The sequence below is a fragment of the Ectobacillus funiculus genome, from assembly GCF_004138295.1.
Classification (GTDB): Bacteria; Bacillota; Bacilli; order Bacillales; family Bacillaceae_G; genus Ectobacillus; species Ectobacillus funiculus.
In genome coordinates this window covers 47,125-60,270 of record NZ_SCFM01000006.1, presented here as the reverse complement: position 1 = coordinate 60,270, position 13,146 = coordinate 47,125, and the positions used below count along the sequence as shown (strand labels likewise).

The 13,146-nt window shown below is 43.0% G+C and carries 13 protein-coding genes and 1 pseudogene; all 14 read left to right on the top strand.

The genetic code is table 11. From position 1 onward, the window contains the following. The first annotated feature begins 352 nt into the window (after nucleotides 1-352). Nucleotides 353-823 carry a ribosome maturation factor RimP gene (rimP, locus tag EP737_RS04670; RefSeq protein ID WP_129726769.1) on the top strand — a complete coding sequence of 157 codons (471 nt, stop codon included), beginning with the start codon at nucleotides 353-355 and terminating at the stop codon, nucleotides 821-823. Between the two features lie 17 nt (nucleotides 824-840). Continuing rightward, nucleotides 841-1,941, top strand: coding sequence for a transcription termination factor NusA (gene nusA, locus EP737_RS04665; RefSeq protein ID WP_129726768.1), 1,101 nt, complete (start codon nucleotides 841-843; stop codon nucleotides 1,939-1,941). Between the two features lie 11 nt (nucleotides 1,942-1,952). Next, on the top strand, nucleotides 1,953-2,225 hold the full coding sequence (gene rnpM / locus EP737_RS04660; protein ID WP_129726767.1) for an RNase P modulator RnpM: 273 nt from the start codon (nucleotides 1,953-1,955) through the stop codon (nucleotides 2,223-2,225). Next, on the top strand, nucleotides 2,226-2,537 hold the full coding sequence (locus EP737_RS04655) for a YlxQ family RNA-binding protein (protein WP_129726766.1): 312 nt from the start codon (nucleotides 2,226-2,228) through the stop codon (nucleotides 2,535-2,537). A 4-nt stretch (nucleotides 2,538-2,541) separates the two neighbouring features. Then, the gene (infB, locus tag EP737_RS04650; RefSeq protein ID WP_129726765.1) at nucleotides 2,542-4,656 is read left to right on the top strand and encodes a translation initiation factor IF-2; all 2,115 of its coding nucleotides are present in this window, start codon (nucleotides 2,542-2,544) and stop codon (nucleotides 4,654-4,656) included. Then, on the top strand, nucleotides 4,653-4,931 hold the full coding sequence (locus tag EP737_RS04645) for a DUF503 domain-containing protein (protein WP_129726764.1): 279 nt from the start codon (nucleotides 4,653-4,655) through the stop codon (nucleotides 4,929-4,931). Before infB ends, EP737_RS04645 begins: the two co-directional genes overlap by 4 nt. Before the next feature lie 13 nt (nucleotides 4,932-4,944). Then, nucleotides 4,945-5,292: a 30S ribosome-binding factor RbfA gene (rbfA, locus tag EP737_RS04640; protein ID WP_129726763.1), complete on the top strand. Its 348-nt coding sequence runs from the start codon at nucleotides 4,945-4,947 to the stop codon at nucleotides 5,290-5,292. A gap of 66 nt (nucleotides 5,293-5,358) precedes the next feature. Continuing rightward, nucleotides 5,359-6,282: a tRNA pseudouridine(55) synthase TruB gene (truB, locus tag EP737_RS04635; protein ID WP_129726762.1), complete on the top strand. Its 924-nt coding sequence runs from the start codon at nucleotides 5,359-5,361 to the stop codon at nucleotides 6,280-6,282. Between the two features lie 43 nt (nucleotides 6,283-6,325). Continuing rightward, nucleotides 6,326-7,292 (top strand): annotated as a pseudogene (ribF, locus tag EP737_RS04630) (bifunctional riboflavin kinase/FAD synthetase). 97 nt (nucleotides 7,293-7,389) lie between these two features. Next, nucleotides 7,390-7,659, top strand: a complete 270-nt coding sequence (gene rpsO / locus EP737_RS04625) for a 30S ribosomal protein S15 (protein WP_129726760.1) — start codon at nucleotides 7,390-7,392, stop codon at nucleotides 7,657-7,659. Between the two features lie 162 nt (nucleotides 7,660-7,821). Continuing rightward, entirely contained in the window at nucleotides 7,822-9,951 is a 2,130-nt protein-coding gene (pnp, locus tag EP737_RS04620) for a polyribonucleotide nucleotidyltransferase (protein WP_129726759.1), read from the top strand. Nucleotides 9,952-10,562: 611 nt separating this feature from the next. After that, on the top strand, nucleotides 10,563-11,420 hold the full coding sequence (locus EP737_RS04615; RefSeq protein WP_246040187.1) for a polysaccharide deacetylase family protein: 858 nt from the start codon (nucleotides 10,563-10,565) through the stop codon (nucleotides 11,418-11,420). Nucleotides 11,421-11,516: 96 nt separating this feature from the next. Beyond that, a complete protein-coding gene (locus tag EP737_RS04610) occupies nucleotides 11,517-12,764 on the top strand; it encodes a M16 family metallopeptidase (RefSeq protein ID WP_129726757.1) in 1,248 nt (415 codons plus the stop codon). A 59-nt stretch (nucleotides 12,765-12,823) separates the two neighbouring features. Then, nucleotides 12,824-13,069 carry a YlmC/YmxH family sporulation protein gene (locus EP737_RS04605; protein WP_129726756.1) on the top strand — a complete coding sequence of 82 codons (246 nt, stop codon included), beginning with the start codon at nucleotides 12,824-12,826 and terminating at the stop codon, nucleotides 13,067-13,069. Nucleotides 13,070-13,146: the final 77 nt, after the last annotated feature.

Below are 13,146 nucleotides of genomic sequence, written 5' to 3'. Positions count from 1 at the left end.
AGAAAGTCTTTGCAAAATATAGCAATATATGTTACAGTAAAAAATGAATTATTCATGTCGTGTATATTGTATGTAGAAGAGTGGGGCAACCCACTCTTTCGTATTACTATCTACTTCTTTCAGGCCCTAAAGCTGCTGATTTATATACATATTTTTCTACACGTTTTACTGCTTGAATTTGGCAATACTAAGACAGATATTCCCTGCTTTTAGCAGGGGCTTTTGTTATCCTACGCTCATTTATTTTTAGGAGCAGGGCTAACTCATGCTAAGAAACGGATTAGTTTGGTCGTATACGTAGTGTACTAGGACCGTTTTGTGTTGTATAAGCACTTTGAAAGGAGGCTGTTTTGTGAGCAATGAAGTAACAGAAGTTGTAGAGCAGCTAGCAAGACCGATTGTCGAGGACATGGATTTAGAACTTGTTGACGTCGAGTATGTAAAAGAGGGCAAAGATTGGTTTTTGCGCGTCTTTATCGACTCTGAAACAGGAGTGGATATTGAGGATTGCGGTACGGTAAGCGAGCGTTTAAGCGAAGTGTTAGATAAAAAGGACCCAATCCCTCATTTATATTTCTTAGATGTGTCGTCTCCTGGTGCGGAACGACCTCTAAAGAAGGAACAAGATTTTGTAAAAGCAGTCGGGAAGCAAGTAGCGATTCAAACGAATGAACCAATTAATGGTGAATCTGTGTTTGAAGGAAAGCTGCTGGCATACGACGGTACGATATTGACAGTTTTAATTACGATTAAAACGCGCAAAAAGGAAATTCAAATTTCAATGGAGAATGTTGCAAGTGCGCGCCTTGCAGTGATGTTTTAGTAAGAAGGGGGACCATCATGAGCACTGAATTAATTGATGCTTTGCTCGTCTTAGAAAAAGAAAAGGGCATCAGCAAAGAAGTTATTATTGAAGCGATTGAAGCTGCATTAATTTCAGCTTACAAACGTAACTTCAATCAAGCACAAAACGTACGCGTCAGCTTTAATCCTACAACGGGAACGATTAAAGTGCTGGCTCGAAAAGATGTAGTGGACAGTGTGTTTGACCCTCGTCTTGAGATTTCAGTAGAAAAGGCGCGGGAATATAATCCAAACTTCCAAGTAGGCGATATTGTAGAACTTGAAGTAACGCCAAAGGATTTTGGACGCATTGCTGCACAAACAGCGAAACAGGTAGTAACGCAGCGTGTTCGTGAAGCAGAGCGCGGTGTGATTTATTCTGAATTTATTGATCGCGAAGAAGATATTATGGTTGGAATTGTGCAGCGTCAGGATGCGCGTTTCATTTATGTGAGCTTGGGTAAGGTAGAGGCGCTGCTGCCAGTAGGCGAGCAAATGCCAAATGAGCATTATAAGCCGCATGATCGTATCCGCGTGTATATTACAAAGGTAGAGAAAACAACGAAGGGTCCACAAATCTTTGTATCCCGCACACATCCAGGACTGCTGAAGCGCTTGTTTGAGCTGGAAGTTCCAGAAATTTATGACGGAACAGTTGAGATTCGCTCTGTTGCGAGGGAGGCGGGAGACCGTTCGAAGATTTCGGTGCACTCCGACAACGCGGATGTAGATCCAGTTGGTTCCTGCGTTGGTCCAAAAGGACAACGTGTGCAGCAAATCGTCAACGAATTAAAAGGTGAAAAAATCGATATCGTTCGTTGGTCCAATGACCCAGTAGAGTACGTAGCAAATGCATTAAGTCCTTCACAGGTCGTGGAAGTTCGCGTGAACGAGGAGGAAAAAGCAACGACGGTTATCGTGCCGGATCATCAGTTATCCCTTGCGATTGGCAAGCGTGGACAAAACGCACGTTTGGCTGCTAAACTCACAGGTTGGAAGATTGATATTAAAAGCGAATCTGAAGCGGAAAAAGCGGGTATTCTTAGTCAAGCAGCCAGCGCTGACACATTCGACAATGGGGAATATGAAATCGAATAAGAGGTGATAGCGTGAGCAATCGAAAAATTCCGTTACGCAAGTGTGTTGCGACGCAGGAAATGAAGCCGAAGCGCGAACTCATTCGTATTGTCCGGTCGAAAGAAGGGGAAGTTTCCATTGATTTAACGGGAAAGAAATCAGGTCGTGGAGCCTATCTCTCTAAAGATAAGGAATGTATTTTAAACGCGCAAAAAAAGCATGTGCTAGAGCATCATTTAAAGGCGAAGATCGATCCATCCCTTTATGAGCAGTTGTTAGAACTTGCTGAAAAGGAGTCAGTGTAAGTGGGAGATTGGGCATCATTTTTAGGTTTAGCCAATCGGGCAAGAAGGATCATTTCCGGCGAGGAGCTCGTTTTAAAGGAAATTCGCAGCGGCAAGGCCAAGCTCGTATTGCTTGCGCAGGATGCATCAAAAAACACAGCAAAACGAATGACGGATAAAACGACGTACTATCAGGTGCCGCTAAGGCATGTGGAAAATCGTCAGTTACTAGGGCATGCAATAGGGAGAGATGAGCGGGTAGTCGTAGCCGTGCTAGATGAAGGCTTTGCGAAAAAGCTGCTTAGCATGCTCGATACAACTTATCGGGGGTGAATGTATGAGTAAAATTCGTGTTCATGAATACGCAAAGAAGTACAATGTATCAAGTAAAGACGTAATATCAAAACTAAAAGAAATGAATATAGAGGTTTCAAATCATATGACAATGTTAGATGACGATGTAGTTGGAAAATTAGACCAAGAGTATCAGGGAAGCACTGCAGAAACAAAAGCTCCAAAACGTTCAATTGTGGAAGAATTCGACGAGGAAGCTGATAAAGAGGCAGAGGTAGTAAACACAAGCAAGAAAAACAGCAACAAAAAGAAGAAGAAAAAGCAAGGAACTGGAGATAATGCGCGGTTTGCTGCAGTAGGCAGAGGTGCGCATCAAGGGCGACAAAATCAGTCGAGCGAAACGCCGAACCAAATTACATTTGTTGGTTCTTTAACAGTTGGTGAATTGGCAAAGAAATTAGGAAAAGAGCCTTCTGAAATCATTAAAAAGCTATTTATGCTTGGCATTATGGCGACAATCAATCAAGAGTTAGATAAAGATTCAATTGAGTTAATTGCTGGGGAATACGGTATTTCAGTTGAAGAAGAAGTTGTTTTTGATGAAACAAATTTTGAAACACATCTAGATGAAGTACATGAAGAGGAAGAGCTTGAAGAGCGTCCGCCTGTTGTTACAATTATGGGTCACGTTGACCATGGAAAAACAACACTTCTTGATTCAATTCGCAACTCCAAGGTAACAGCAGGAGAAGCTGGTGGTATTACCCAGCATATCGGTGCGTACCAGGTTGAAATCAACGATAAGCAGATTACGTTTTTAGATACACCAGGCCATGCTGCGTTTACAACAATGCGTGCTCGCGGAGCACAGGTAACAGATATTACGATTCTTGTTGTTGCGGCAGATGACGGTGTAATGCCACAGACAGTTGAAGCAATCAACCATGCAAAAGCTGCAGGTGTGCCAATTATTGTAGCGGTTAACAAAATGGATAAAGAGGCTGCTAATCCAGACCGCGTGATGCAGGAATTAACGGAATATGGCTTAGTAGCAGAAGCTTGGGGCGGCGAAACGATTTTCGTACCGATTTCTGCATTAAAAGGTGAAGGAATCGACAACCTATTGGAAATGATTCTTCTTGTGAGTGAGGTAGAGGAATACAAAGCAAATCCAAAACGCCTTGCGCACGGAACAGTTATTGAAGCGCAGCTTGATAAAGGAAAAGGACCAGTTGCGACACTTCTTGTACAAAACGGTACACTTCGAGTGGGAGATCCGATTGTTGTTGGTGCTGCGTACGGACGTGTGCGCGCCATGGTTAATGATATTGGCCGCCGCGTGAAGGAAGCTGGTCCATCGACTCCGGTTGAAATTACAGGCTTAAATGATGTGCCGCATGCAGGGGATCGCTTCTTAGTATTTAGTGACGAAAAGACAGCTCGTCAAGTTGGGGAATCTAGATCCCAGCGCGCTGTAGTTGAGCAGCGCAGCGATAAAGCGAAGCTAAGCTTGGAGGACTTGTTCCAGCAAATCCAGCAAGGCGATGTAAAGGAAATTAACTTAATCGTCAAAGCGGACGTACAGGGCTCTGTAGAGGCATTGGCGGCATCGCTTCAAAAGATTGAAGTAGAAGGCGCGAAAGTGAAAATTATTCACACAGGTGCAGGTGCAATTACTGAATCTGATATTATCCTCGCGTCTGCATCAAATGCCATTGTAATCGGCTTTAACGTTCGTCCGGACGTGAATGCGAAGCGTACAGCTGAAACAGAAAATGTTGATATTCGCTTACACCGTATTATTTACAATGTAATCGAAGAAATTGAATCAGCGATGAAGGGAATGCTTGATCCAGAATTTGAGGAAAAGGTAATCGGACAAGCAGAGGTTCGTCAAACCTTTAAAGTATCAAAAGTTGGTACAATTGCTGGTTGTTATGTAACAGATGGAAAAATTACGCGTGATAGTAGCGTTCGTGTGATTCGTGACGGTGTTGTCATTTTTGAAGGCAAGCTTGATACATTAAAACGTTTCAAGGATGATGTAAAGGAAGTTGCACAAAACTATGAGTGCGGTATTACAGTCGAACGCTTTAATGATGTGAAAGAAGGCGACATTATCGAGGCGTACGTAATGCAAGAGGTAGAGCGGAAGTGATTGCTTCCCTCTTTTGCGAATGCATTTTCTATGAAGCACAGTCGCTGAAGGATAAACGTGCAGTTTTGCAGCGTATTCTCACCCGGCTTCGGCAGCGGTACAATGTGTCCGTTGCTGAAATCGGGTATCAGGATTTGTGGCAACGTGCAGAAATTGCAATTGTCTCTGTTTCATCCAGTCGGGTGGCGTGTGAAAGAGAACTTCAAAAAGCACTGGAAATGATGGATTCCTTTCCGGAGATTGAACGCACGATAACGAGGATGGAATGGTATTGAATGAGGTGATAACATGAAGCTACGTGCGAACCGCGTGGGGGAACAGATGAAAAAAGAGCTAGGCGACATTATTGGTCGTAAAATTAAAGACCCGCGCATTGGATTTGTCACAGTTACAGATGTACAAGTAAGCGGTGATTTGCAGCTAGCGAAGGTATATATCTCCGTATTGGGAGATGATGAGCAACGACAAAATACACTCAAAGGGCTAGCGAAAGCGAAGGGATTCATTCGTTCTGAAATTGGCCAGCGTATTCGCTTGCGTAAAACACCGGAAATCTCCTTCGAATTTGATGAATCGATTGATTACGGTCACCGAATTGAAACGCTCTTGCATGAGATAAACAAGGATGATAACTAGGAAGAGTAGCGGGTAGACGTCATTGTCTATCCCTTTTTTCTGTCTAAATAATGGAGGGTGTAACGCATGGAAGGTGTATTGCTATTACATAAACCAACGGGCATGACTTCTCATGATTGTGTTTTTAAGGTGAGAAAGCTCTTAAGAGAAAAGCGGGTTGGCCATACAGGTACGCTCGATCCGGATGTAACCGGTGTTTTACCGATTTGTATTGGAAGGGCAACGAAAATTGCCCAATTTTTAACGAGTGAAACAAAAACCTATGAGGGAGAAGTGACGCTTGGCTTCTCCACTACAACAGAGGATGCTTCCGGTGAACTAGTGGAACGCAAGGATGTAAGCCGCGTGATTACACGCGCTGAGGTTGAGGAAGTGCTCCGGGCTCTAACGGGGACGATTGAACAAATGCCGCCCATGTTTTCTGCCGTCAAGGTGAATGGGCGGAAGCTATATGAATATGCACGGCAAGGCATAGAGGTGGAGCGTCCTATTCGAACGATTACCATTCATGAATTCACATTGCTTAGCGAAGAGGAAGAATGGAGTGGTCCTACAGTATCTCTCCGCTTTCGTGTGACGTGCAGCAAAGGGACGTATGTTCGCACATTAGCGGTGATGATTGGAGAGAAGCTTGGATTTCCAGCGCATATGTCACATTTGGTCCGAACAGCTTCCGGACACTTCACGTTAGATCGCTGCCTTACGTTTGAAGAGATTCAGCAGCAAATAGAAAGCGGAACGATGCAAGAAAGCCTTTTGTCTATTGAAGAAGCGCTTACTGAATTTCCGAAGCTCATTGTCGGGGACGAGCAGGCGGAAAAGGTGAAAAATGGAGCGTTTTTACGGAATGAGCAGAACACGGCTGCCAGTTTTTTTACGGTTTTTGACAAAAGCGGGCAGTGCCTGGCGATTTATGAGCCGCATCCTAAGCAAGTCGGTTTATTAAAGCCGACAAAAGTGCTTGTGAATAATCAAGAATTAAAGCTATAATGAGGAAATGGAAGCATTATAACAGAAAAAGGTGAATTCGAGCGTGAAATTAATTCATTTGACTCACCCTCATCAGTGGAAGGAAGAAGAGCCAAGTGTCATGGCACTTGGATATTTTGATGGCATTCATCTTGGGCACCAGGAAGTCATTCTGACCGCGAAGAGAATTGCGGAGGAACGGGGCTTTAAAAGTGCTGTAATGACATTTTATCCGCATCCGTCAGTTGTGCTGCGACGGGCGGAGGCGCACGTCGAATCGATTACTCCTTTGAAGATGAAGGAGGATATCATTGCAAACTTAGGTATTGATATTCTTTATATCGTGAAATTTGATGAAGCTTTTGCAAAGTTGCTGCCGCAGCAGTTTGTAGATGATTATATTATAAGTCTTCAGGTGAAGCATGTTGTAGCGGGCTTTGACTTTACTTACGGTCGTCTTGGAAAAGGAACGATGGAGACGCTGCCGTTTCATGCAAGAGGGGAGTTTACACAGACTGTGATTGAAAAAGTGGAATTTCAAGAAGAGAAAATTAGCTCTACTTTGCTTCGAGGTCTTATCAGGGAAGGAAAGATGGAAGAAGTCCCATCTATTTTGGGAAGATACTATCGAGTAGAAGGAACAGTTGTGCACGGTGACAAGCGTGGCAGACAAATTGGATTCCCTACTGCAAATGTTGCCTTAAATGATGATTATATTTTGCCTCCTGTCGGTGTGTACGCCGTTCGTTTGAAGGTAAAAGAGCATTGGTATCCAGCAGTATGTAATATTGGCTATAAACCGACATTTGAGCAGGATGAGAAGATTCTTTCTATCGAAGTGCATGTCTTTGAATTTCAGGAAGACATTTATGATGAGTGTGTAGAGGTGGAATGGCATATTCGTATTCGTGCCGAACAGAAATTTAATGGTATTGCAGAACTAGTCGCGCAAATTCAGCGGGATAAAGAAAAGGCCCAACAATATTTTCAGCAGCTCGAGAAATCGGCTTGCTTTTTCTAGTAAAAGATAGTATTCTAATTTATGTACTTTATTGGAACCATTGCTTGGCATAACGCTTCACCAACGTATGCTAGGGAATTGGGGATTATGATGAGGAGGTGAATAGGATGGCTTTAGCACAAGAACGTAAAAACGAAATCATCGCTCAATTTAAAACTCACGAAGCTGACACTGGTTCTCCAGAGGTTCAGATCGCTGTCCTAACTGAGCAAATCAACACTTTAAATGAACATTTACGCACTCACAAGAAAGATCATCACTCACGTCGCGGTCTTTTGAAGATGGTTGGTAAGCGTCGTAACTTACTTAACTACCTTCGTAACAAAGACGTAACTCGCTACCGTGAATTGATTAAAAAGCTTGGATTACGTCGATAGTCAACAAAAGCGGGAATATTCCCGCTTTTTTGTTAGGGAAAAAAGTTTATTCTCTTCATACCCTTCCCGCTTTCTGGCAATACTAGGGAAGGATATATGCTAATATATAATTTCTTTACATAGAGGCAGTTACTTATATTTTAATTTGAGAGGGGTACTTTAATGGCTCAAGAAAAGCAAGTCTTTTCCATAGATTTAGCAGGGCGTCCGCTCGTAATTGAGACGGGACAGCTTGCGAAGCAAGCAAATGGCGCTGTTCTTGTAAGATACGGTGATACCGTTGTATTATCTACAGCAACAGCTTCAAAAGAACCAAAAAATGTGAGTTTCTTTCCATTAACCGTGAACTATGAAGAACGCTTATACGCAGTAGGGAAAATTCCCGGAGGCTTTATTAAACGGGAAGGCCGTCCGAGTGAGAAAGCCATTTTGGCTAGTCGTCTGATCGACCGTCCAATTCGTCCATTGTTCGCAGACGGTTTCCGTAACGAAGTGCAGGTTATCAGCATAGTTGTCAGCGTGGACCAAGATTGTTCTTCCGAAATCGCTGCAATGGTTGGATCTTCTTTAGCGCTTTCTATTTCAGATATTCCGTTTGAGGGACCAATTGCCGGTGTGATCGTTGGCCGCATCAATGGTGAATTTATCATCAATCCAAGCGTTGAGCAGGCAGAGCAAAGTGACATTCACCTTGTGGTAGCGGGAACGAAGGATGCCATTAACATGGTAGAAGCAGGTGCAGACGAGGTGCCTGAAGAAGTGATGCTAGAAGCCATTATGTTTGGACATAACGAAATCAAGCGTCTAATTGCCTTCCAGGAGGAAGTTGTTCAAGCAGTTGGTAAGGAGAAGCTCGCAGTTACTTTGTATGAAGTAGATGCGTCTTTAGAAGCAGAGGTTCGCCAAATGGCAGAGGCTGACATGGTTGCAGCTATTCAAGTGCATGAAAAGCATGCGCGCGAGGAAGCAATCAATGAAGTGAAAAAACGCATTCTTGCGCATTATGAAGAAAATGAAGCAACACCTGAAACATTGGGACAAGTTAGTGAAATCTTATATAAAATTGTCAAGGGCGAGGTACGTCGTCTCATTACGGTAGAAAAAGTTCGCCCAGACGGCCGTAAGGTGGATGAAATCCGTCCGTTAGCTTCTCAAGTAGGAATTCTTCCACGTACACACGGCTCTGGATTATTTACGCGCGGGCAAACACAGGCACTTAGCATTTGTACATTAGGTGCTTTAGGTGATGTGCAGATTTTGGATGGCTTAGGGATTGAAGAGTCTAAACGCTTCATGCACCACTATAACTTCCCATCCTTCAGCGTTGGGGAAACGGGTCCATTACGTGGGCCAGGCCGTCGTGAAATTGGTCATGGTGCCCTAGGAGAGCGGGCGCTAGAAGCAGTGCTGCCGTCTGAAAAGGATTTTCCATATACAGTTCGCCTTGTGTCTGAGGTATTGGAATCAAACGGCTCTACATCACAAGCAAGTATTTGTGCAAGCACACTTGCGATGATGGATGCAGGTGTTCCGATTAAGGCGCCAGTGGCAGGGATTGCGATGGGTCTTGTGCAGTCCGGAGAGCATTATACAGTGTTAACAGACATTCAAGGTATGGAAGACCACCTTGGTGATATGGACTTTAAGGTAGCAGGAACGGCAAAAGGTGTAACTGCATTGCAAATGGACATTAAAATTGAAGGCTTATCTCGTGAAATTTTAGAGGAAGCGCTGCAGCAAGCGAAGGTTGGCCGCATGCAAATCCTAGAGCATATGCTTTCTGTGATTAATGAGCCACGCACACAGCTGTCACAATATGCACCAAAAATTTTAACGATGACGATTAATCCAGATAAAATTCGCGATGTCATTGGACCAAGCGGAAAGCAAATCAATAAGATCATCGAAGAAACTGGCGTGAAAATTGATATTGAACAAGATGGTACAGTGTTCATTGCTTCAACAAATGAAGAGATGAATCAAAAAGCGAAGAAAATCATCGAAGATATTGTGCGTGAAGTAGAGGTTGGTCAAATCTACTTAGGCAAAGTCAAACGCATTGAAAAGTTCGGTGCATTTGTGGAACTGTTCAGTGGAAAAGATGGTCTTGTTCATATTTCCGAATTGGCAGAGGAGCGCGTTCCTAAAGTAGAGGACGTTGTCGCAATCGGTGATGAGGTTCTTGTCAAGGTTATTGAAATTGATAAGCAAGGCCGTGTGAATTTATCCCGTAAAGTGCTCCTAAAAGAGCAGAGAGAACAAAGAGAAAGAGAACAGCAAACGCAGGAATAAGGATAAGCAGATCCTCAGGTAACAAGAGCATCTGAAATATTCCTTTCAAAAGAAAAAGAAGCTAACCGCCTACAAATCTGCAGGAGGTTAGCTTCTTTTCACTTTACACTTTAAGAAAGTATAAATTTCTAGCAGGAAGACAGTTCGACGTAGTTAGAAATTTTAGGAATAAAGTATAAGGGCAACTACGTCTCTGTCTTCACCTAAGGGCAAGGCTTGTCAATCGGCGAGTTTTCTCTATCTGTGTATAACTAACGAACTTGCTTCTTACGCAAAACAAGTACTTTTTCAGCAGCCACGGGATAACCTGTGGCCTTTTTTTATACAATAAGAAAGGGGCCATGCTAGAGAGCGATGAAGGATTCTTGACCTGCTCGCTGTTGGGACAAACCTCGCTGAAAAAACTCTTACTAGGTAAGAGGATCCTGTTTACGGGCAACACGAGACATGTCCGCGTTTTTTGTTCTACTGTGAAAGAGGTATACATAGTGTGTGAGGAGGAGGTATAACAGATGAGGAAACAGCTATATCGCATTGCCGCTTTTTTTTGTCTAGTTGCGCTTGTCTACATATCAGTTCAAAATCCATATACAGCTCATTATTTACAGGATATGAAAATGGAGGCTGTACAGGCTGCTAAATTGCAAGCACCTTTGTATGAAGAGATTGCGCAAAAAGCAAAGGAATACAATATTCCTGCTGACGACGCAAAGATTGATAAGATATGGAAGGCAGTGCCGGGCTATAACGGCCGTATTGTTGATGTACAGGCCTCATATAGGAATATGGAAAAGCAAGGTGTATTTGATAAAAATAAACTTGTTTTTGAAGAGGTGCCTCCAAAGGTACATTTACAGGATTTATCACCCGCACCGGTTTACCGGGGGCATCCTGAGAAAAAAATGGTAGCTCTTACGATTAATGTCGCATGGGGAAATGAATATCTCCCAAATATGTTAGAAACATTAAAAAAGCATAATGTAAAAGCCACCTTTTTTTTAGAGGGACGCTGGGTAAAGGAGAATCCAAGTCTTGCAAAAATGATTGCAGAAGCAGACCAAGAGGTAGGGAATCATTCATATACGCATCCGAATATGAAAACACTATCGGCGAGAGCGATTGAGGAGCAGTTAACAAAAACAAATGCTATGATTGAAGTAACAACAAATCAACAGGTGCGTTGGTTTGCACCCCCAAGCGGCAGTTTTCGTGATGAGGTTGTAACACTTGCTGCCAAGCATGGAATGGGAACGATTATGTGGACGGTAGATACAATTGACTGGCAGCGGCCTGAGCCAAGCGTATTATTGAATCGTGTACTTACAAAAGTGCATCCAGGTGCCATTGTTTTGATGCATCCTACCTCGCCTACTGCGCGTTCTCTTGATACACTCATTGTACAATTAAAGAAAAAAGGATATAAAATCGGAAGCGTATCCATGCTGCTTGATGAAAAACGAATAGATTAAACAGATTTACATGACAGAGCTTTATAAAATTGATATGATTAAATGATAGCACCATATTTCTAGCAAGAGCAAAATTGAACTATAGGAGGATGGCACTTGATTAATAAATATACTTGTAAAAACGGTGTAAGAATTGTATTTGAACATATCCCTACCGTTCGTTCCGTTGCCATCGGTGTGTGGATTCATACGGGTTCGCGCAATGAAAATGAGAAAAACAACGGCATCTCTCACTTTTTAGAGCATATGTTTTTTAAAGGGACAACAACACGCACAGCGCGGGATATTGCCGAATCCTTTGATAGCATCGGCGGACAAGTCAATGCGTTTACTTCAAAGGAATATACGTGCTATTACGCAAAGGTATTGGATGAGCATGCTAAGTATGCGCTTGAGATTTTAGCAGATATGTTTTTCAATTCAACATTTGTGGAGGAAGAACTCGAAAAGGAAAGAAATGTTGTATATGAAGAAATCAAAATGTATGAAGATACACCAGATGATATCGTGCATGATTTGCTGACAAAGGCAACATATGAATCCCATCCGCTTGCGTATCCGATTTTGGGAACAGAGGAGACGTTAGCCACATTTACTGGTGATACGCTTCGCCAATACATAAAAGATCATTATACGCCCGAAAATGTTGTAATTTCAATTGCTGGTAATGTAGATGAATCATTCATGCAAACAGTAGAATCCTACTTCGGTGGTTATGAGGGAGTGACAAACCGTCAATCTGTACATAAGCCGCAATTTCATACAAATCGTGTATCCCGCAAGAAGGAAACGGAACAGGCTCACTTATGCTTAGGATATAAAGGGCTGAGCATTGGGTCTGAGGATGTATACAGCTTTATCGTGCTGAACAATGTTTTGGGAGGAAGCATGAGCAGCCGTTTATTTCAAGAAGTGCGTGAACAGCGCGGGTTAGCGTATTCCGTTTTCTCCTACCACTCTTCTTATGAAGATACAGGGATGCTAACGATTTACGCAGGTACAGGAAACCAGCAGCTTGAAACCCTATATGAAACGATTGGACAAACGCTCGATAAGCTCAAGGGTACCGGGATTACAGAGAAGGAGCTTCGCAATAGCAAGGAGCAGCTGAAGGGGAGTTTAATGCTCAGCCTTGAGAGCACGAACAGCCGCATGAGCCGAAACGGTAAAAATGAGCTGCTGTTGAAAAAACACCGATCTCTTGATGAGATTATTGAGAGCGTAAACAGTGTGACTAAAGAACATGTGGATCAACTTATTCGCAGCACCTTTACGGATGAATTTTCTGCGGCGCTTATTAGCCCGACAGGAACGCTTCCAAAAGGTATTACCTACAAGTCTTAACTTGTAGGTATTTTTTTTTAGTTGTCCGAATACGTAGTAAGTAGACGGGGGTGAGAAAAATGAGGTTAAGTGAGTTAAGCGGAAAGGAGATTGTCGATTTAGAGCGTGCAGAGCGGATGGGGATACTTGGGCATGCGGATTTAGAAATTGATGAACAGGATGGAAAGATTCAAGCTCTGATTATTCCGCTTGGTAAGTGGAATGCATTCAAACGTTCACAACAGGAGACGCGTGTTTCTTGGAGCCGCTTGAAAAAGGTTGGGCAGGACATGATTATTTTTGATTTATCAGATTATCAGGAATAGTGTATGAGAGGCGGCCCGATAGCCGTCTTTTTTCATGTTCTTTTTCCTGCTATACAATCACCTTACTCTTGTACGAT